18 protein-coding genes are annotated in these 18,943 nt (G+C 70.7%); 10 read left to right on the top strand and 8 right to left on the bottom strand.

The window, feature by feature from the left end; translation table 11 throughout:
* Positions 1-17 precede the first annotated feature (17 nt).
* Entirely contained in the window at positions 18-1,031 is a 1,014-nt protein-coding gene (trpS, locus tag ABZ453_RS18490; protein ID WP_359016007.1) for a tryptophan--tRNA ligase, read from the top strand.
* A gap of 136 nt (positions 1,032-1,167) precedes the next feature.
* Positions 1,168-1,746: a 2'-5' RNA ligase family protein gene (locus ABZ453_RS18485; protein WP_133043147.1), complete on the top strand. Its 579-nt coding sequence runs from the start codon at positions 1,168-1,170 to the stop codon at positions 1,744-1,746.
* Positions 1,747-1,772: 26 nt separating this feature from the next.
* On the opposite strand, the gene ABZ453_RS18480 is transcribed toward ABZ453_RS18485, so the two are convergent.
* Complete coding sequence (locus ABZ453_RS18480; RefSeq protein WP_359016006.1) at positions 1,773-2,528, bottom strand: decaprenylphospho-beta-D-erythro-pentofuranosid-2-ulose 2-reductase; 756 nt, start codon at positions 2,526-2,528, stop codon at positions 1,773-1,775.
* 130 nt (positions 2,529-2,658) lie between these two features.
* Between ABZ453_RS18480 and ABZ453_RS18475 the strand changes: the two genes are divergently transcribed.
* Positions 2,659-3,612: a YihY/virulence factor BrkB family protein gene (locus tag ABZ453_RS18475; RefSeq protein WP_359016005.1), complete on the top strand. Its 954-nt coding sequence runs from the start codon at positions 2,659-2,661 to the stop codon at positions 3,610-3,612.
* On the opposite strand, the gene ABZ453_RS18470 is transcribed toward ABZ453_RS18475, so the two are convergent.
* The gene (locus tag ABZ453_RS18470; RefSeq protein ID WP_359016004.1) at positions 3,560-4,837 is read right to left on the bottom strand and encodes a D-alanyl-D-alanine carboxypeptidase; all 1,278 of its coding nucleotides are present in this window, start codon (positions 4,835-4,837) and stop codon (positions 3,560-3,562) included. The genes ABZ453_RS18475 and ABZ453_RS18470 overlap by 53 nt on opposite strands.
* Before the next feature lie 91 nt (positions 4,838-4,928).
* Here ABZ453_RS18470 and ABZ453_RS18465 point away from each other — a divergent pair, with 91 nt between their 5' ends.
* From ABZ453_RS18465 to ABZ453_RS18450, 4 genes are all read left to right on the top strand, one after another.
* Positions 4,929-5,168: a hypothetical protein gene (locus tag ABZ453_RS18465; protein ID WP_359016003.1), complete on the top strand. Its 240-nt coding sequence runs from the start codon at positions 4,929-4,931 to the stop codon at positions 5,166-5,168.
* A 72-nt stretch (positions 5,169-5,240) separates the two neighbouring features.
* On the top strand, positions 5,241-6,485 hold the full coding sequence (locus ABZ453_RS18460) for a metallophosphoesterase (RefSeq protein WP_359016002.1): 1,245 nt from the start codon (positions 5,241-5,243) through the stop codon (positions 6,483-6,485).
* A gap of 206 nt (positions 6,486-6,691) precedes the next feature.
* Positions 6,692-8,248, top strand: coding sequence for an ABC transporter substrate-binding protein (locus tag ABZ453_RS18455; RefSeq protein ID WP_359016001.1), 1,557 nt, complete (start codon positions 6,692-6,694; stop codon positions 8,246-8,248).
* A gap of 97 nt (positions 8,249-8,345) precedes the next feature.
* On the top strand, positions 8,346-8,747 hold the full coding sequence (locus ABZ453_RS18450) for an ATP-binding protein (RefSeq protein WP_208778529.1): 402 nt from the start codon (positions 8,346-8,348) through the stop codon (positions 8,745-8,747).
* 24 nt (positions 8,748-8,771) lie between these two features.
* On the opposite strand, the gene ABZ453_RS18445 is transcribed toward ABZ453_RS18450, so the two are convergent.
* Positions 8,772-10,226, bottom strand: coding sequence for a HAMP domain-containing sensor histidine kinase (locus tag ABZ453_RS18445; protein ID WP_359016000.1), 1,455 nt, complete (start codon positions 10,224-10,226; stop codon positions 8,772-8,774).
* Positions 10,223-10,912 (bottom strand): response regulator transcription factor, encoded by a 690-nt coding sequence (locus ABZ453_RS18440; protein ID WP_356762454.1) that lies wholly within the window; start codon positions 10,910-10,912, stop codon positions 10,223-10,225. The genes ABZ453_RS18445 and ABZ453_RS18440 overlap by 4 nt, the downstream gene beginning before the upstream one ends.
* Positions 10,913-11,078: 166 nt before the next feature.
* Here ABZ453_RS18440 and ABZ453_RS18435 point away from each other — a divergent pair, with 166 nt between their 5' ends.
* Positions 11,079-13,487, top strand: a complete 2,409-nt coding sequence (locus ABZ453_RS18435; RefSeq protein ID WP_359016104.1) for an MMPL family transporter — start codon at positions 11,079-11,081, stop codon at positions 13,485-13,487.
* On the opposite strand, the gene ABZ453_RS18430 is transcribed toward ABZ453_RS18435, so the two are convergent.
* The 3 genes from ABZ453_RS18430 to ABZ453_RS18420 form a co-directional block, all read right to left on the bottom strand.
* Positions 13,480-14,097 (bottom strand): Uma2 family endonuclease, encoded by a 618-nt coding sequence (locus ABZ453_RS18430; protein ID WP_359015999.1) that lies wholly within the window; start codon positions 14,095-14,097, stop codon positions 13,480-13,482. The two genes, ABZ453_RS18435 and ABZ453_RS18430, sit on opposite strands and share 8 nt — an antisense overlap.
* A gap of 66 nt (positions 14,098-14,163) precedes the next feature.
* Positions 14,164-14,907: a TetR family transcriptional regulator gene (locus tag ABZ453_RS18425; protein WP_359015998.1), complete on the bottom strand. Its 744-nt coding sequence runs from the start codon at positions 14,905-14,907 to the stop codon at positions 14,164-14,166.
* A 51-nt stretch (positions 14,908-14,958) separates the two neighbouring features.
* Positions 14,959-15,369, bottom strand: a complete 411-nt coding sequence (locus ABZ453_RS18420) for a VOC family protein (protein ID WP_359015997.1) — start codon at positions 15,367-15,369, stop codon at positions 14,959-14,961.
* A 68-nt stretch (positions 15,370-15,437) separates the two neighbouring features.
* On the opposite strand from ABZ453_RS18420, the gene ABZ453_RS18415 reads away from it, so the two are divergent.
* Positions 15,438-15,830, top strand: a complete 393-nt coding sequence (locus tag ABZ453_RS18415) for a hypothetical protein (RefSeq protein WP_359015996.1) — start codon at positions 15,438-15,440, stop codon at positions 15,828-15,830.
* Between the two features lies 1 nt (position 15,831).
* Positions 15,832-18,297 (top strand): DUF4132 domain-containing protein, encoded by a 2,466-nt coding sequence (locus tag ABZ453_RS18410; protein ID WP_359015995.1) that lies wholly within the window; start codon positions 15,832-15,834, stop codon positions 18,295-18,297.
* A gap of 3 nt (positions 18,298-18,300) precedes the next feature.
* Here ABZ453_RS18410 and ABZ453_RS18405 read toward each other — a convergent pair whose 3' ends face one another.
* Complete coding sequence (locus ABZ453_RS18405; RefSeq protein WP_359015994.1) at positions 18,301-18,873, bottom strand: hypothetical protein; 573 nt, start codon at positions 18,871-18,873, stop codon at positions 18,301-18,303.
* Positions 18,874-18,943: the final 70 nt, after the last annotated feature.

Raw genomic sequence — 18,943 nt, 5'->3', positions numbered from 1 at the left:
CTGAGAGAATGGTGAGCATGGCCTCAGACCGTCCCCGCGTGCTCTCCGGAATCCAGCCCACCGCAGGCTCGTTCCACCTCGGCAACTACCTCGGCGCCGTCCGTCAGTGGGTGGCCCTGCAGGAGACCCACGACGCGTTCTACATGGTCGTCGACCTGCACGCGATCACGGTCCCGCAGGACCCGGCCGAGCTGCGCGCCAACACCCGGCTCGCCACCGCCCAGCTCCTCGCGGCGGGCCTCGACCCCGAGCGCTGCACGCTCTTCGTCCAGAGCCACGTCCCCGAGCACGCCCAGCTGGCCTGGGTCATGAACTGCCTCACCGGCTTCGGCGAGGCCTCCCGCATGACCCAGTTCAAGGACAAGTCCGCCAAGCAGGGTGCCGACCGGGCGAGCGTCGGCCTGTTCACGTACCCGATCCTGCAGGTCGCCGACATCCTGCTCTACCAGGCCAACGAGGTTCCCGTCGGCGAGGACCAGCGCCAGCACGTCGAGCTGACCCGCGACCTCGCCACGCGCTTCAACGGCCGCTTCGGCGAGACCTTCACGATCCCGAAGCCGTACATCCTCAAGGAGACGGCGAAGATCTACGACCTGCAGGACCCGACGATCAAGATGAGCAAGTCGGCGTCCACGCCGAAGGGCCTGATCAACCTCCTCGACGACCCCAAGGCCACCGCCAAGAAGGTCAAGAGCGCGGTCACCGACACGGACACCGTCATCCGCTACGACGCCGAGAACAAGCCCGGCGTCAGCAACCTGCTCACCATCCACTCCACCCTCACCGGCAAGTCGATCGCCGAGCTGGAGCGGGAGTACGAGGGCAAGATGTACGGCGCGCTCAAGACGGACCTCGCCGAGATCATGGTGGAGTTCGTGACGCCCTTCCGGGAGCGCACCGAGCAGTACCTCGGCGACTCGGAGACGCTGGACTCGATCCTCGCCAAGGGCGCGGAGAAGGCGCGCGCCGTCGCCGCGGAGACCCTCGCGCAGACGTACGACAAGGTGGGTTTCCTGCCCGCCAAGCACTGACGCACCCGCGTACCGACGTACCACTGGGCAGAGCGCTGCACATCACTACGGTTGCGCCTGCCCCCAACACAGCCGTGGCCGTACAGTCGATAGCCGGACGGCTGAGAACAAATCCGTCACGACGACAGGAGACGACGTGGGGACCGTAACGATCGGCGTGTCGATCGCGGTCCCGGAGCCACACGGCAGCCAGATCCAGCAGCTGCGCGCGGGCTTCGGCGACGCCGCGGCGCACGGCATCCCCACCCACGTCACCCTGCTGCCGCCGACGGAGATCGACGGCGACGCCCTGGCGGCCGTCGAGGCGCATCTGACCGAGGTCGCCGCGGCCGGCCGGCCGTTCCCGATGCGGCTGCGGGGCACCGGGACGTTCCGGCCCCTGTCACCCGTCGTGTACGTGCGCGTGGTCGAGGGCGCCGAGGCGTGCACCTGGCTGCAGAAGCAGGTCCGTGACGCCTCCGGCCCCGTGTCACGCGAACTGCAGTTCCCCTACCACCCGCACGTCACCGTCGCGCACGGCATCGACGAGGCGGCGATGGACCGCGCGTTCGAGGAGCTCGCCGACTACGAGGCCGACTGGCCCTGCACCGGCTTCGCCCTCTACGAGCAGGGCGCGGACGGTGTGTGGCGCAAGCTCCGCGAGTTCGCCTTCGGCGGGTCCGTGGTGCCGCCGCAGGCGGGGCACGTGGAGCGCGGCACCATCAGCAGCCGGTAGCAGGGCCTTTCCGCAGCCGGTGGGCATCACAGCGGCAGCCGGCGGAACACCGCGCGCGGGACGTGCCGCAGCGCCGACATCACCACCCGCAGCGCGCCGGGCACCCAGACCCTCTCCGAGCGTCTGCGCAGGCCCAGTTCGATCGCCGTCGCCACCGCCTCCGGGGTCGTCGCGAGCGGCGCCTCGGGCAGACCGGCCGTCATCCTCGAGCGGACGAACCCCGGGCGGACGACCATCACGTGCGCGCCCGTGCCGTGCAGGGCGTCGCCCAGGCCCTGCGCGAAGGTGTCCAGGCCGGCCTTGCTGGAGCCGTAGATGAAGTCACCGCGGCGGGCCCGCTCACCGGCGACGGAGGACAGCACGACGAGCGAGCCGTGGCCCTGTGCCTGCAACGCGCGGGCGCTCACCAGGCCCGCGGACACCGCTCCGGTGTAGTTGGTCTGCGCGACCCGCACCGCCGCGGCCGGATCGCGCTCGTCGCGTGCCTGGTCGCCGAGGACGCCGAAGGCGAGCAGCACCATGTCGACGTCGCCCTCCGCGAACGCCTTGCCCAGGACGGCCTCGTGGGAGTCGGGGTCGAGCGCGTCGAAGGGGAGGGTGTGCACGTCCGCGCCGAGCGAGCGCAGGTGTTCCGCGGCCTGCTCCAGGGCGGGTGAGGGGCGTCCGGCGAGCCACACCGTGCGGGTACGGCGGGCGATCAGACGGCGGGCGGTGGCGAGGGCGATCTCGGACGTACCGCCGAGGACGAGCAGGGACTGGGGGAGGCCGAAGGCGTCAGGCATGACGGTGACCGTATCGCCGCCATGCGGGCGATCGGCGCAGAACATGCTTAACCTCCCCTGAACACGTCACACGCGGGTTCTTTCGGGGTACTCGCGCGTCGGGCATCCGTACCCAGGGCAGAGTCGGATCATGGACTGGCTGAAGAAGCTTCCCTTCGTGGGGCCGCTGCTGGCGCGGGCGACGGCCACGCACGCGTGGCGGTCGTTCGAGCGTCTGGAGCGGGTGAAGTGGGCCCGGCTGGCCGCCGCGATGACGTTCACCAGCTTCGTCGCGCTGTTCCCGCTGCTCACCGTGGCCGCGGCGATCGGCGCGGCGCTGCTCAGCCAGAAGCAGCAGACCGATCTGCAGGACAAGATCGCCGAGCAGGTTCCCGGCATCTCCGACCAGCTCGACATCAACGGCCTGGTGCAGAACGCCGGCACCGTCGGTCTCATCGCCGGCGCCCTGCTGGTCTTCACCGGCATCGGCTGGGCCGGCTCGACGCGGGAGTGTCTGCGGGCGGTCTGGGAGCTGCCGGACCCGGAGGAGAACTTCCTCCTGCGCAAGGCCAAGGACCTCGGCATCCTCATCGGCCTCGGCGGCGCCGTCCTGGTCACCCTCGCCGCCTCCACCGTCGCCTCCGCGATGGTCGGCTGGATCATCCGCCAACTCGGCATCGAGAAGGGCGGCTGGGGCGGGATCCTGCTGTACGTCGCCGCGTTCACCGTCGCCGTACTGGCCGACTTCCTGCTGCTCCTGTACGTCCTCACCCTGCTGCCCGGCGTCGAGCCGCCGCGCCGCCGCCTGGGGGTCGCGGCGCTGACCGGCGCGGTCGGCTTCGAGCTGCTGAAGACGCTGCTCAGCGGCTATATGCAGGGGGTGGCGGCGAAGAGCATGTACGGCGCCTTCGGGGTCCCCGTCGCCCTGCTGCTGTGGATCAACTTCACCTCGAAACTCGTGCTGTTCTGCGCCGCCTGGACGGCGACGCAGAACAAGGAGCAGGAGCTGCGCGAGGAGGAGGGCGAGGAGCGGGCCGGGGTGGTGCGCAAGGTCAGGGACGAGGACGACGACGTACCAGGTCGGGCAGCGGCCAGCGGCGGTTGACCACGAACGCGGCGCCCGCGAGCAGCACCACCACCCCGCCGGCGATCCCCAGCGCGGTCCCCATGCCGCCGGAGCGGACCTCGGCCGCCGCCTTCGTCGAAGTCCTCGCCGAGGGCGCGCCGGACGGGTCGCCGGCCCCGCCGGCCTGTCCCTCGGCGCCCGGCTGCGCGCTGGCCTGGGCGCTCCTGGGCGGCACCAGCTCACCGATCGGGCGGGCCTTGCCGGTCGCCTTGAAGCCCCAGTCGAAGAGCTTGGCGGTCTCCTTGTAGACCTCGTTGTGCTCGTTCTTCTCCGGGTGCATGACGGTCACCAGCAGCACCCGCCCGCCCCGCTCGGCGACGCCCGTGAAGGTCGCGCCCGCGTTGGTGGTGTTGCCGTTCTTGACGCCCGCGATGCCCTGGTAGACGGAGACGTCGGAGTCGCCGGCCAGCAGTCGGTTGGTGTTCTGGATCTCGAAGGACTCGCGGACGGTCTTGCCCTTCTTGTTCTTCTTCGTCTCGCCCGGGAACTGGGCGCGGACCGTCGAGCAGTACGCGCGGAAGTCCTTCTTCTGCAGCCCGGAGCGCGCGAACAGCGTCAGGTCGTAGGCCGAGGAGACCTGCCCCGGGGCGTCGTAGCCGTCGGGGGTGACCACGTGCGTGTCGAGGGCCTGCAACTCCTCGGCGTGCTGGTTCATCTCCTTGACGGTGTTGTCGACGCCGTCGTTCATCGCCGACAGCACGTGCACGGCGTCGTTGCCGGAGCGCAGGAAGACACCGAGCCACAGGTCCCGCACGGAGTACGTCTCGCCCTCCTTTATGCCGACCATGCTGGAGCCGGCGCCCATGCCGGCCAGGTCGGTGGGCGCCACCTTGCGCTTCTCACCGCTCGGGAACTTCGGCAGCACCGTGTCCGCGAACAGCATCTTCATCGTGCTCGCCGGAGGCAGCCGCCAGTGCGCGTTGTGCGCGGCCAGCACGTCCCCGGACTCCGCGTCCGCGACGATCCAGGAGCGCGCCGTGATGTCCTTCGGCAGCACCGGGGCGCCGCTGCCCAGGTCGACCTGGGTGCCCGCCTGGCCGAGGCGGCCGCCGCCCACGCTCGACATGCGCGCCGGGGGAGTGGCGGAGGGGCTGGTGGACGGACTGGGGGCCGCGAGGGCGACGGGCGCGGTCAGCGCGAGCGACGACAGGGCGGCGGAGGTGACCAGCAGGGATCGCCTGGTGGTCTTCTGGGGAGCGGACACGCACGAGAACGTACATGGCACCGCGCGTGAAGTCCCACCCACCACCCCACCCCGGACACGGAGCCACGCGGACGCCGGTGATACTGAACGTATGAAGCTCAGCCGCCCGGTCTCCTGGTTCCTGCTCGCCTTCGGGGGGTGGAGCTGGGTCATCTGGGTCACTTTCGTCAAAAACCTGGTCAAGGACAGCAGCGGGCTCGCGTTCGACGACGGTCGCCCCACGGCGTACTTCTGGGTGCACCTGACGCTCGCCGTCGTTTCCTTCGTATTGGGGACGGTCATCGGCGGCATCGGGTTGCGCGGACTGCGCGCATTGCGCCGCACTTCATAACCGCCGAAAAGCCGCCCATCGGACAGTTGTCGACCAGACGGCCGTCGACCAGACAGCGGGGAGCCACCGCAGGTGATCATCGTCTTCGCGTTGCTCGCGCTCGTCGTCCTGGTGGCGGCCAACTGGTACATATGGCGCCGCCTGTTCCGCGACACCACCCGGGGTCCCGGCCTCGTGCGCCGGGCCGGCGCGGTGGTGATCGCGGGCGGCTGGGTGCTGGCGGTCGGCGCCCTGGTCGCCGAGCGTGCGGGCGCCCCCTTCTGGCTGCAACAGGTGCTCGCCTGGCCCGGTTTCCTGTGGCTGGCACTGTCGGTCTACCTGCTGCTGGCGGTGGTGGCGGCCGAGGTCGTACGGCCGCTGCTGCGACGGCTGCCGAAGCGGCGTACGGGCGCCGTGGCGGCCGTACGCCAGGCGGAGCCGGTCCCCGCAGGGGCCGTACCGCCGAAGGCCGCTGAGGGCGAACCGGAGCCGTCGCCCGGCCCGGAGCCCGCCCCCGACCCCTCCCGCCGTCTGTTCGTCTCGCGGGTCCTCGCCACGGCCGCTGCCACGGCCGCCGTCGGGACCGTCGGATACGGCACCTACGGCGTCCTGCGCGGCCCGCGCGTGAAGCGGGTCACCGTGCCGCTGGCCAAGCTCCCGCGCGCGGCGCACGGTTACCGCATCGCGGTCGTCAGCGACATCCACCTGGGCCCGATCCTCGGCCGGGACTTCGCGCAGAAGGTCGTCGACACCGTCAACGCCACCCAGCCGGACATCGTCGCGGTCGTCGGCGACCTGGTGGACGGCAGCGTGAAGAACCTGGGTCCGGCGGCGGCACCCCTGTCGCGGCTGAAGGCGCCCTCCTACTTCGTCACCGGCAATCACGAGTACTTCTCCGGCGCCGCGCAGTGGGTCGAGGAGGTACGGCGCCTCGGCCTGCATCCGCTGGAGAACGCCCGTACGGAACTGCCCTGGTTCGACTTGGCCGGCGTCAACGACCTCGCGGGCGAGAGCGAGGGGCAGGGCCCCGACTTCACCAAGGCGCTCGGCGACCGGGACCCGGCACGCGCGTGCGTGCTCCTCGCCCACCAGCCCGTCCAGATCCACGAGGCCGTCAAGCACGGCGTGGACCTCCAGCTCTCCGGCCACACCCACGGCGGCCAGCTCTGGCCCGGCAACCTCATCGCGGCGGCCGCCAATCCGACCGTCGCGGGCCTCGACCGCTACGGCGACACCCAGCTCTACGTCAGCCGGGGCGCCGGTGCCTGGGGACCGCCCACGCGCGTGGGGGCGCCGTCCGACATCACGGTGATCGAACTGGCCTCCACGCACGCGTGACGGGCGGCGGAGCCGGACGGAAACCGTCCCCCGCGAACCCTGTGCACAAGCTGTGAAACCTGGCTGAAACCACTTGCGGTAAGTTCTTTCTCAACTCGACAAATCCCTCTTCCCCCGGTTGAAACCTCTGTGATTAGGTGAGCCGCGCCACCAGGGGAGTGGCATGTGTGGGGTGGGGCCCGCGGAGGCCCGGAGAGGGCATACCGATGCGTTCCGTGCGCATGCGGATTCTCGCGACGCTGCTCGTGCTGGCGGGCGTGGGAGTCGGCGGCTGGCAGATGCTGCCGTCGCAGGAGGACAAGGGCAAGACCATCACGGTCGGTACGACGGACGCCGTCACGGCGCTCGACCCGGCCGGCGCCTACGACGCGGGTTCCTGGGCCCTGTTCAGCAACGTCTTCCAGTCACTGCTGACCTTCGACCCGGGCGGCACCGCGCCGGTCCCGGACGCGGCGCAGAGCTGTGACTTCGTGGGCAGCGCCCTGACGACGTACCGCTGCACGCTGCGCCAGGGGCTGACCTTCCCCAGCGGCCGCTCGATGACCGCCGAGGACGTCAAGTACTCCTTCGACCGGGTCAAGGCGATCAAGTCCGAGGTCGGCCCGGTCTCCCTGCTGAGCACGCTGCGGTCGGTGGACGCCGGCGGCCTGACCGTCACCTTCCATCTGTCCTCGCCCGACGCCACCTTCCCGTTCAAGGTCGCCACCGGCGCGGGCTCGATCGTCGACAGCCACAAGTACCCGAAGAGCCGCCTGCGCACCGGCCCCGGCGCCGACGGCACCGGACCGTACGAGCTGACGTCGTACCAGAAGAACAAGAAGGCGGTGCTCACGCCCAACGGCCACTACAAGGGGGCCGACAAGAGCGCGGCGCGCCCCGTCGACCTGCTCTACTACACCAACCCCGCCGCCCTGGAGAAGGCCTGGAAGGCCAAGGACGTCGACGTCGCCACCCGGCAGCTGCCGCCCAAGGTGCTGTCCGGCCTGTCGCCCAGCGACCCCGGCCAGCGGCTCTCCGAGTCCGAGAGCTCCGAGACCCGCAACCTCTACCTCAACACCCGTGCGGGCTCGCCCCTGCACAGCGTCCTGGTCCGCCGGGCGATGGCCTGGCTGATCAACCGCGAGCAGCTGGCCGCCACGGTGTACGAGGGCACCGTCGACCCGCTGTACTCGCTGATCCCGACCGGTATCACCGGCCACACCACGTCGTTCTTCGACGCCTACCCCAAGCCCGACGCCAAGGCCGCGCAGGCCCTGCTCAGCGAGGCGGGTGTCAAGGTGCCGGTACGTTTCACCTACGGCTACGCAGTCAACCGCGGCTCCTCCCAGGAGGAGGCCGAGGCCATCAAGAAGCAGCTGGAGGCGAGCGGCCTGTTCAAGGTCACGCTCAAGGGCTACGAGTGGACCGACTTCCAGGAGCACTGGGCGACCGGAAAGCTCGACGCGTACGCCGTCGGCTGGGTCGCCGACTACCCGGACCCGGACACCTTCGGCGCCCCGCTCGTCGGCACGGGCGGCACCATGAACACCGGCTACAGCACCAGGGGCGTCGACCGGCTGATCCAGGACAGCCAGCAGTTCGCCGACCGCGGTGACGCCGCCTCCGACTTCAGCGCCCTGCAGCAGGACATCGCCCGCGACGTGCCGGTGATCCCGCTGTGGCAGGGCAAGGAGTACGTGCTCAGCACCGAGGACGTCGGCGGCAGCCAGTATCTGGACGACGGGACCGGCGTGTTCCGCTTGTGGAGCCTGGACTGGATCTGACGCGATCTCACAGGTTGGGACATTCGCCCCCGCGACGCAGGGCATCCTCCCCACGCAGGACGGTGTGACGGAGGTGTGGGCGGGGTGAGGAGCAAACGTGTTGAGACGCAACTCCTTCCGGCTGCCCCGGCACCCGGCCTCCGTGGGCCTGGCGCGGCGCCGGGTGCGGGACCATCTCGCCGACTGGGGGCACGGCCCGGACGACCCTGCGCTGACGGACGCGCTGCTGCTGGTGTCCGAGCTGGCCACCAACGTCGTACGCCACGGACCGCTGCGAGAGCGTGAGTTCGAGGTCGCGGTGACCGCCCTCGCCGACGGGTCCTGTCTCATCGAGGTGTCCGACGAGGGGCAACTCGAGCCCCGTCTGCGGGTGGTGGGGGAATGGGAGGAGACCGGGCGCGGACTGCACCTGGTGGAGGCCGTCGCGGCGGCCTGGGGTGTGTGGACCCGAGGACGGCACGGCAAGACCGTCTGGGCCCTGGTGCTGTCCGCCACGTGAGACCGACTTCCGGGCCGACGGCCGTTACGACACCGCCGTCACCCTCCGCGCCGGCAGGGTGACCGTCACCGCGAGCCCCTCGCCCGGTGCCGTACGCACCGCCACCTCGCCGCCGTGCGCCTGCACGACCCCCTGCACGATCGCCAGCCCCAGCCCGCTGCCCGCGCCACCGCCCGCCCGGAAGAACCGGTCGAAGACCCGTGCCGCGTCCTTCTCGCACAGCCCCGGACCCTCGTCCGCGACACTCAGCCGTACGACCCCGTCCTCCCGTTCCACGCCGAGCCGCACCGGAACCTCGGCCGGCGTGTGCGTGCGGACGTTGCCCACCAGGTTGCCGAGCACCTGCCTCAGCCCCGACTCATCGGCGCTCACCAGCACGGAGCCGTCGGCCGCCACCTCGATGGGCCGCTTTGGCTGCTGCACCCGCAGGTCCTCGGCCGCGTCCCGCACCAGTCGGCTGACGTCGACGTTGCGGAAGCGCAGCTCGGGCCGCTGGTCCAGACGGGCCAGCGTGAGCAACTCGTCCACCAGGCGCCCCATGCGGTCGGTCTCCGCCAGCACCCGCTCCCAGACCCGCTTGCGCTCGTCCGGATCGCTCAGCATCCCCTGGTCGTACAGCTGCAGATAGCCGCGTATCGCCGACAGCGGAGTGCGTAGCTCGTGCGAGGCGTCCGCGACGAAGCGGCGCAGCTGGGCCGCGCTGTGCTCGCGCGTGCGGTACGCCGACTCCACCTGGTGCAGCATCGAGTTGAGGGCCAGGCGCAGCTGCTCCACCTCCTGCGTGGGATGTTCGCTGGAAGGCACGCGCCGGGTCAGATCGCCCTCGGCGATCGCCGAGGACGTCTCCACCATGTCCTCCAGCGGCCGCATCCGGCGGTGGACGCTGAGCATCGTCAGGCAGCACAGGAGCGTCAACAGCAGGGTCCCGACGGCCAGGTCGAGCTTGAGGGCTTTGCCGATGCCTCGGTGCAGGGCCTCCGTCGAGGTGGCGAGCAGGACGTAGGTGCCGTCGGCGAGCCGGGTGGCGGTCGCGCGGTAGGTGGCGCCGTTCACCGTGACCTCGTGCGGTGCGGGGTCCTTCACCAGGGCGCGCGGGTCGGGCACGGCGGCGGCGAGGCCGCGCTGGGCCGTGGTCGGGGCGACGCCGAAGACGCTCAGCGGCCTGGACCGGGCGTCGACGGCGGTGTAGATCGACTCCGGCCGCGGCTGCTCGTCCGTACCGACGAGCCGGTCCCGGGCGAAGGCGAGGACGCCCAGCGAGTCCACCTGCCGCATGGTGAGCTGCGAACTGCCCAGTGACGCGCGCATCTTGGTCAGCCCGGAGTCGATCTGGCCGATCAGATAGTGCCGCATGCCCATCAGGCTGACCGCCGTCGCCGCGACGATGCCGAGCGCGAGCAGGGCGACGTTCGCCAGAGTCAGCTTGGCGCGCAGCGAGTGGATGCCGCGGCGGCGGCCGAGCCCTTCCCCGAGCCTCATGCCAGCCCGTATCCGACGCCACGCCGCGTGGTGATCACCGGCGGCCCCAGGGCGTCCAGCTTGCGCCGCAGATAGCTGATGTAGGTCTCCACGACGGTAGACTCCTGCGGGGTGTGCTCGTACTGCCAGACGTGCCGCAGCAGTTGCTCCTTGGGCACGATCCGGCCGCCGTTGCGGACCAGGAAGCGCAGCAGCGCGTACTCGGTGGGGGTCAGCTCCACGCTGCGGCCCGCGCGGTGCACGCTGTACGTCGTCTCGTCCAGCTCCAGGTCGCCGTAGCGCAGTGGCGGCCGCTGCGGCAGGACGTCCGCCGGGCGGGTGCGGCGCAGCACCGCCGTGATGCGGGCGACCACCTCGTCGATGTTGAACGGCTTGGTGATGTAGTCGTCACCGAAGCCGAGGGCGCCGACGATCTCGGCCGGCGAGTCGCGTGCGGTGAGGAAGACGAGCGCCATGTCCGGCCGCTCGGCGCGCAGTTCACGCCCGAGGACCCGCCCGTCCCCGTCCGGCAGCATGACATCGAGCAGCGCCACGTCCGCCCGGGTGCGCTCGGCGAGCGCGCGGGCCTCGCGGACGGTGCCCGCGACCATCACCTCGAACCGGTGGTAGCGCAGGGCGATGGCGAGGACGTCCGCGATGCTCGGCTCGTCCTCCACCACCAGCACGGTGCCTGGAGCCGTCGTCATGCCCCCAGTATCGGACGGGCCACTGACAGCGGGGTCCGGAACGCTCTTTGGAGTTCCTTGAGAGTCATGGCGCATTCCCTCCGCGCGCGAGCGGCGCCGCCAATCCTGGTGCCAGGACCTGGGGGACCGACCGACGACCGACTAAGGAGCTTTGATCGTGGCGGCATTGGCACGGTGGTGCTATCAGCACCGGCTGGTGGTCCTGTTGCTGTGGGTGGGGGCACTGTTCGGCCTGGGCTTCTCGGCGTCCACGGCGGGAACGAACTACGCGAACGTCTTCTCCCTCCCCGACACGGACTCCAAGAGCGCGTACGACCTGATGCAGAAGGCCTTCCCGACCACCTCGGGCGACACCGACACCGTGGTGTGGAAGGTCGACCAGGGCTCGGTAAGGGACAAGGCGGTCCAGGACCGCATCCAGCCCGCCCTGGACAAGATCGCGAAGATGCCCGGGGTCGGCGCGGTGACCAGCCCCTACACCGGTCCCCGGGGGGCTGCGCAGATCAGCCGTGACGGCACGATCGCCTACGCCCAGCTGACCTTCGCCAAGCAGGCGAACGAGGTGCCCAAGGACGTCGTCCAGAACGTCGTCGACACCGCGCACGGCGCCGCACGACAGGGTCTGAAGGTCGAGCTGGGCGGACAGGCGATCCAGCGCGTCGAGCAGCCCCCGCAGGGCCTGTCGGAGATGGTCGGCATCGTCGCGGCGGCCCTCGTGCTGTTCCTGGCCTTCGGCTCCTTCTTCGCCATGCTGCTGCCGATCGCCATCGCGATCTTCGGGGTCGGCATGGGCCTGTTCTCCACCCAGTTGCTCAGCCACAGCACCGACATCCCCGACATCGCCCCGCTGCTCGCCTCCCTGATCGGCCTCGGTGTCGGCATCGACTACGCGCTGTTCATCGTCACCCGGCACCGGCGCGGCATCCTGCGCGGCCTGGACCCCGAGGAGTCGGCGGTCACGGCCCTCAACACCTCCGGTCGGGCCGTGCTGTTCGCCGGCGGTACGGTCTGCATCGCGCTGGCCGGCATGCTCGTGACGCGGCTGCGCTTCCTGGACGGCGTCGTCGTCGGCACCTCCCTGACGGTCGTGCTCAGCGTCATGGCGGCCACGACCCTGCTCCCGGCGCTGCTCGGCTTCCTGGGCCCGCGGGTGCTCAGCCGCCGCCAGCGGCGCAGGCTCGCCGCCGAGGGCCCCGAGCCGGAGCGGGCCAGCGGTCTCGCCGCCCGCTGGTCGGTGAACGTCGAGAAGCGCCCCCGCAGGATCGCCGCGCTCGCCCTGGTCGTCATGGCCGTCCTCGCCATCCCCGTGCTGTCGCTGCGCCTCGGCGCCACCGACCAGGGCAACGACGACGCGTCCACGACCACCCGCAAGGCCTACGACCTGCTCGCCGAGGGCTTCGGCCCCGGCTTCAACGGCCCCCTCCAGGTCGTCACGAAGAGCGGTGACACGTCCGCGCTGGTCAAGGGGATCGAGTCGACGTCCGGCGTGGCCCGGGTCGCCCCCTTCCCGCCCGTCAAGGGCGTCACGGTGATCCAGGTCGTCCCGACGACCTCACCTCAGTCCAAGGAGACGGACGACCTGATCGACACCCTGCGCGAGAAGGTGATCCCGCAGGCGGGGGCGGAAGCGCACGTGGGCGGTGTGACCGCGATCTCCAAGGACTTCGCGTCGGTCACCGGCGACCGTCTGCCGCTGTTCATCGGGACCATCATCGGACTGGGCTTCCTGCTGCTGCTGATCGCCTTCCGCTCCCTGGTGGTCCCGCTGACGGCGGCCCTGATGAACCTGATCGCCGCGGCGGCCTCCTTCGGCATCCTCGTCGCGGTCTTCCAGTGGGGCTGGGGCCTGGACCTGCTGGGCCTCGGCAAGGAGGGCCCGATCAACGCGTTCCTCCCGGTCATCATGCTGTCCCTGCTCTTCGGCCTGTCGATGGACTACCAGGTGTTCCTGGTGAGCCGGATGCACGAGGAGTGGGTCCACACGCGCGACAACGCGCGCGCGGTGCGGGTCGGCCTGGCGGAGACCAGCCGGGTCATCAACTCCGCGGCGCTGATCATGGTCTGCGTGTTCCTGGCCTTCGTCCTGAGCGGCAACTCGGGAGCGGCGATGGCGGGCGTCGGCCTGGCCGCCGCGGTCGCCCTGGACGCGTTCATCCTGCGTACGGCACTGGTGCCCGCGGCGATGCATCTGCTCGGCGATTCCAACTGGTGGCTGCCCGGCTGGCTCGACAAGCGGCTGCCGCATCTCGCGGTCGAGCCGAAGGAGGAGGCGCTGGAGTCACCGGTGACCGACAAGGGCGGCGCCTCCGTGATCCACGGTTTCATCCGAACGGTCGACGGCGGCCCGGTGGACGGCGCCTCGGTGACGCTGATGTCCAAGGGCGGGCGTCAGCTGGACCGGGTGACGTCCCTCGCGGACGGCTCGTACATCGTGTCCGTGCCGGAACCGGGCGCGTACCTGCTGGCGGCGACGGCTCCGTCGTACGGGTCACGGGCGGCGCACGTGGTGGTGGCCGAGGGGCCGCTGGTGTACGACGTGGAGCTGGCCGAGGGTGAGGTGGACGCGGTCAATTAGCCTTCTTCTGCGCGGCCTTGAGGATCTCGTCCACGTCGAGGGTGACCTTGGCGCCGATCGACTCGGGCAGCGTGACGGTCTCGCCGGGGGAGTACGGGCGGTGGTGCTCGTACTTCTCCCCGGCGGGGTCGGTGAGCACGTGCAGGCGCTGGTGTTTGCGGTCGACGATGACGTAGACCGGCACCTCCGCCTTGGCGTAGGCGACGGCCTTGGTCTTCAGGTCGTCCTTCCAGTTGCTGGAGGTGACCTCCAGGACCAGGCGGAAGCAGACCGGGTCGTAGGCGTTGTTCTCGACGAAGTGGTCGTCGATGTCGGCGTCCACGATCACGAGGTCGGGAATGGCGTAGTCCTCGTCCCCGGTGGGCAGCCAGAGGCCGACGTTCTGGAGGACCTCGGTCTCGTCCCCATGCAGGCCGGCTGCGATGAACGGAATCATGAGGCCGGTCAGGGCGCGGGCGTGAGGGGCATCCGGTGAAGGGGTCACGAGGAGATGTCCTCCGATGATCTCGACGCGGTAGCCCGGATGGCGCTCCATGATCTCGTCGGCGATGGCCGTCAGCGAGAACGGCTCGTCGTCGTCGAAGGGCTGCTCGACGGATGCAGCGGACATCGCGTGCCTCCTAGGGGCTGGTGTCGAGAGCATCATCGTAGGCAGGAGAGGACCCGAACGTCCCGTTCAGGCCCCTTCACCCGATCGTGGATCATGACCGTCCGCCGCCCCCGGCTGCGGCAGCACCTTCGTCATCCCCGGCAGGAAGTCCGTGAACAGCTCGTGCACCTCCCGCACCAGCGGCCGCAGCACCCGGAACCGGGCCAGGGACACGCCACGCGCCGTCAGCCGGGCCCCCCTCTCGGCCAGCCGGTAGCTGCGCTCCCGCCCCTGAGTGCGGTCGAAGATCCAGTACAGGACCAGGCCCATCTGGGAGAGCCACAGCAACTCCGGCAGCACGTCACGGAGTTCGTCCGGAACCTTGGTCCTCGTGGCGCCGGCGAGGACCTCGCGGTGAACCGAGATCGCCTCCTCGCGCGCGTGCTCCGACTCCTCGGAGAAGGGGCTGAGCGGGCTGTCGGGATCGGCCGCGTTCTTGAAGAACTGGACCGCGAACTCGTGGTACGGAGTCGCGATGTCCAGCCAGGCCTTCAGGACACCCGCCAGCCGCGCCTCGAGGTCGGTCTCCCGGGCCAGGATCTCCCGGACCGCCACCTGGTGCTCGGCGGCGATCCGGTCGTAGAAGCCCTGGATGAGATGTTCCTTGCCGGCGAAGTAGTAGTAGGCGTTGCCGACCGAGACCCCGGCCTCCTGGGCGATGGCCCGCATCGTCGTCCTGTCGTAGCCCCGCTCCTGGAACAGCCGCATCGCGGTCTCCAGGATCAGCGCACGGGTCTGCTCGGACTTGCTGCCGTCGTTCTTCGCTGACACGCACGAGAGCCTACGGGGTGACGCGCCCCTCCTTCCGGCCCGTGTCCCTGCTCAGGGGCGGCGGCCCAGTTCCGGGCGCTTGCCGTAGTCCGTGAACCCGATGACGTTGCCCCAGGGGTCGGCGATCTCGACGGTCCAGCCGGTGGCCACGGCAATGGGCTCATCGAGCGGTGCGATGCCTGCCGCGGCGAGCCAGGAGGCCGCCTTCCGGGCGTCGGTCACCTCGATCCACAGCCGGGGCGAGGGCCAGGACGGTGGGCGGTGTCCCAGCCCGTCCTCCTGCCGCAGCAGGATGCCGGGCGTCTCGGCACCGACCTTGAGCAGCGCGATGCCCGCCTCGTCGAAGCGGAAGCCCACCGCGAACCCGGCACGCTCGTAGAAGCCGACCGCCGTGCCGAGGTCCCCCACGGGCAGCAGGACGTTGTCGAATCCGAGCAGTTTGTACGAGTGATCACCTGACATACCGTCAGAATAGGGGCGGGGGCGGCCGGGACCGGTGATTGTCAGTGGTCGCCTCTACTGTCGTCGGCATGGGATTCGTGAGGTTCGTCGACGAGACGACTGCGGGGGACCGGGGCGCGGGCTGGGAGCTCGAGGTCGCCGAGGAGCGGCTCGCCGTGCGCGAGCTGATCCGGCGCCGGGTGTTCCAGGAGGTCGCCGAGTACAACGCGCGCACGCCGGAGGTGTTCCAGGGGCTGGTGCGGCCGCAGGACGCCGAGCGGGTGCTGAACGGCTACGCGTTGCGCACGCCCCGCCGGATAGACCCCGAGGCGCAGACGGAGCTGGCGCTGAGGGCGTTCGCGGGCAACGGCTTCCTGCTCCTGGTGGGGGACCGGCAGGTCACGGACCCGGACGAGGAGGTCGAGCTGCCGCTCGGCACCGAGGTGACGTTCCTGAAGCTCGTGCCGCTGGTGGGGGGATGACATGGGCGAAGTCCAGAGGTACAAGGACCTCATCGGGCAGCGGGTCGCCGCCGGGGAGCTGGACGAGCTGGCCGTCGACATGCTCAAGGCGGCGGCCGCCAACAACGGCGGCTGGTCGGGGCTGTGGAGCGGCGTGCTCGACCGGCTGCGCGAACTGCCGCCCGACACCCGCAGGCTGCTCGCCGACGGGTTCTCCGCCGCCTATCACTCGGACCTGGCCGGACCCGTCTCCCAGGAGAACGCGCTGACCCTGCTCGGGGTCGTCGCGCACGGACTGCCCGAGGACTGGCTGGCGGCGCAGCGCCTGGAGAAGCTCGGCGAGCTGGGCCGGCAGCACTCGTTCTGGAGCGGGTCGCACTACGAGGCCCTGGCCGAGGCCGAGCTGGCCGTCGGCCGCCCGCTCGCGCCCGCCGTCGTGGCCGCCTTCCGCCGCTCCGCCCTGGAGACCTACCAGGACGCGACCCTGCACCGCACGGCGAAGAAGCTCACCCACCCCGCCCTGAACGTCGGCGAGGAGTGGGCCGAGCGGGCCCTCGCGGACGCGGGCGGCGACCCCGACTGGCACGCCCTGCTCGCCCACGCCGCGACCGCGACAGCGGCAAGGCCCAGCCCCAAGTGGGACAAGCGGGCCACCGAGCTCGCGGATGCCCTGGGCCCGGACCGTGTCCGGGCGACCGTCCTGCCCTGGCTCGCCCTGGTCGGCCGACCCCGCACCTTCCCTCTGCTGCACGGCGACTACGAATCCCATCTCAACGAGGCGTACGACCCCTACAACGCCAACGCCCTGCGCGGGCTGGCCTGGCTGCTCGCCCTCCTGCCACCCCACCCCGACACCGCACGCGCCTTGGGAGCGCTCATCGACACCTCCCTCCGGAAGGTCGCCGGACTCGGGCCGCGCAACCCGAAGGTCGCCAACGCGGGAGTGAACGCGCTCGCCCGGATGGACGGGGAGGCGGCCCTGGCCGAGCTGGCCCGGCTCGCCACCCGGGTGACGTACAAGGCCACCGGCAAGCTGATCGACGCGGCCCTGGAGTCCCGCGCCACCGCCCTCGGCCTCACCCGCGAGGAGATCGAGGAGCTGGCCGTGCCCACCTACGGGCTGACCGAGGTGGGCCGGACGGAGCTGCGGCTCGGCGAGCACACCGCCCTGGTCGAAGTGACAGGCGGCAAGGCTCTGTTGGGGTGGCGCGGCGCGACGGGGAAGGCCGTCAAGAGCGTGCCGGCGGCCGTGAAGCGCGACCACCCCGAGGAGCTCAAGGAGCTCAAGGCGTCCGTCAGGGACATCGACAAGATGCTCTCGGCGCAGAGCGAGCGCCTGGACCGCCAGTTCCTCGCCGACCGCACCTGGGCCTACGGCGCCTGGCGGGAGCGGTACCTGGACCATCCCCTGGTCGGCACCCTCGCCCGACGCCTGCTGTGGACGGTGGACGGCAGGACCGTCGGACACGCCGACGGAGCCCTGCGGACCCTCACCGACGAGCCCGTCACCGAGGGTACCGAGGTCCGGCTCTGGCACCCCGTCGGCCAAGAGCCCGCCGAGATCGTCGCCTGGCGGGACTGGCTGGAGCGGCACCGCGTCACCCAGCCCTTCAAGCAGGCCCACCGCGAGGTGTACCTCCTCACCGACGCCGAGCGCGCCACTGGCACGTACTCGAACCGCTTCGCGGGGCATGTCCTGCGCCAGCACCAGTTCAACTCCCTCGCGGCGATCCGGGGTTGGCGCAACAAGCTGCGGCTGGCCGTCGACGACGAGGCACCGCCCGCCACCCGTGAGCTCCCCCGCTGGGGACTGCGCGCCGAGTACTGGATCGAGGGCGACGGCGGCGAGCAGTTCGAGGGGATCACCGAGTCCGGCAGCTTCCTGCGGCTGCGCACCGACCAGGTTCGCTTCTATCCGATCGACGCCCCGCAGAACCGGGCGCACTGCTGCGGCGGCGAGTACCGCATGGGGCGCGGGGGCGGCGTCGGTCGGGTCGATCCGCTTCCCCTCGCCGGCATCCCACCCCTCGTGCTGTCCGAAGTCCTGCGCGACGTCGACCTGTTCGTCGGTGTGGCCAGCGTCGGCAACGACCCGACCTGGCAGGACGGCGGCCCCGGCGGCCGCTTCCGCGCCTACTGGTCGGGCTACGGCTTCGGCGAGCTGGGCCAGAGCGCCGAGACCCGCCGGGCGCTGCTGGAGCGGTTGATACCCCGGCTCGCGATAGCCGACCGGTGCGTCATCGAGGGCCGCTTCCTGCACGTGAAGGGCGAGCGTCACACGTACAAGATCCATCTCGGCTCGGGCAACATCCTCATGACTCCGAACGACCAGTACCTGTGCATCGTCCCGAAGGCGGGCGCGGGCACCCCGCAGACCGGCTACCTGCCCTACGAGGGCGACCGCATGCTCGGGGTCATTCTCAGCAAGGCGATGCTGCTGGCCGAGGACACGAGGATCACCGACCCGACGATCCTCAGCCAGCTGTGAGGGTCACATGTTGCTCAGTGACCGGGCGTAGTTGATCTGTCCCATGACCGCGGGGAAGGTGTGCGGGCCGAGGGCCGGGACCATCGTCGAGTGGTGCCGGCCCGCGCTGGTCACGGTGACCTGGATGAAGCCGGTGGTCTTCTTCTCCTTCATCAGGAGGAAGAACAGACCGAGCAGACAGAAGATGAAGAAGATGATCGCGAGCACGATGGCGACCGTCGGGATCTTCTCCTCGGTGTGCGACATGTCGGTGGCGTTCCACACCGCGCCGCGCAGCGGCATGGTGCCGGCGGGCGTGATGATCTGGTCGCCCATCACCGTGATGTCCCCGATGGCCAGCACCGGTGCGCCGCCCATGGGGGCCGGCGCACCAGGCTGCTGCGGGAGGCCGTAGGCCGGAGTGGCGGGTTGTCCGGGGTAGCCGTACGCCGGTGCGGCGGGCTGCTGCGGATAGCCGTAACCGGGTGCGGAGTTGGGATAGCCGTACCCCGGCGGGGGCGTCGTCGGAGGCTGCGCGGGCGGCTTGTCCGGCCCCCACTCACCCGTCCCGCCCTGATACGGATTCGGCTCGGTCATGCTCGTCCCCCGTCTGTCGCCGTAACCGAATCAGGTTATACCGAGCGAGGGACCGCCCCTCCCGGACTGG

The organism is Streptomyces sp. NPDC005799, from assembly GCF_040630525.1.
GTDB lineage: Bacteria > Actinomycetota > Actinomycetes > Streptomycetales > Streptomycetaceae > Streptomyces > Streptomyces griseorubiginosus_B.
The sequence above is the reverse complement of the archived record's forward strand: the minus strand, read 5'-3'. Positions and strand labels throughout refer to the sequence as shown.

What these genes read in the sequence shown, in the direction of transcription:
- ABZ453_RS18480 (WP_359016006.1), bottom strand. Translation starts at nt 2,528, where the DNA reads ATGCCTGACGCCTTCGGCCTCCCCCAGTCCCTGCTCGTCCTCGGCGGT.
- ABZ453_RS18420 (WP_359015997.1), bottom strand. Translation starts at nt 15,369, where the DNA reads ATGTCAGGTGATCACTCGTACAAACTGCTCGGATTCGACAACGTCCTG.
- ABZ453_RS18440 (WP_356762454.1), bottom strand. Translation starts at nt 10,912, where the DNA reads ATGACGACGGCTCCAGGCACCGTGCTGGTGGTGGAGGACGAGCCGAGC.
- trpS (WP_359016007.1), top strand. Translation starts at nt 18, where the DNA reads ATGGCCTCAGACCGTCCCCGCGTGCTCTCCGGAATCCAGCCCACCGCA.
- ABZ453_RS18405 (WP_359015994.1), bottom strand. Translation starts at nt 18,873, where the DNA reads ATGACCGAGCCGAATCCGTATCAGGGCGGGACGGGTGAGTGGGGGCCG.
- ABZ453_RS18455 (WP_359016001.1), top strand. Translation starts at nt 6,692, where the DNA reads ATGCGTTCCGTGCGCATGCGGATTCTCGCGACGCTGCTCGTGCTGGCG.
- ABZ453_RS18430 (WP_359015999.1), bottom strand. Translation starts at nt 14,097, where the DNA reads ATGTCCGCTGCATCCGTCGAGCAGCCCTTCGACGACGACGAGCCGTTC.
- ABZ453_RS18465 (WP_359016003.1), top strand. Translation starts at nt 4,929, where the DNA reads ATGAAGCTCAGCCGCCCGGTCTCCTGGTTCCTGCTCGCCTTCGGGGGG.
- ABZ453_RS18475 (WP_359016005.1), top strand. Translation starts at nt 2,659, where the DNA reads ATGGACTGGCTGAAGAAGCTTCCCTTCGTGGGGCCGCTGCTGGCGCGG.
- ABZ453_RS18445 (WP_359016000.1), bottom strand. Translation starts at nt 10,226, where the DNA reads ATGAGGCTCGGGGAAGGGCTCGGCCGCCGCCGCGGCATCCACTCGCTG.
- ABZ453_RS18415 (WP_359015996.1), top strand. Translation starts at nt 15,438, where the DNA reads ATGGGATTCGTGAGGTTCGTCGACGAGACGACTGCGGGGGACCGGGGC.
- ABZ453_RS18410 (WP_359015995.1), top strand. Translation starts at nt 15,832, where the DNA reads ATGGGCGAAGTCCAGAGGTACAAGGACCTCATCGGGCAGCGGGTCGCC.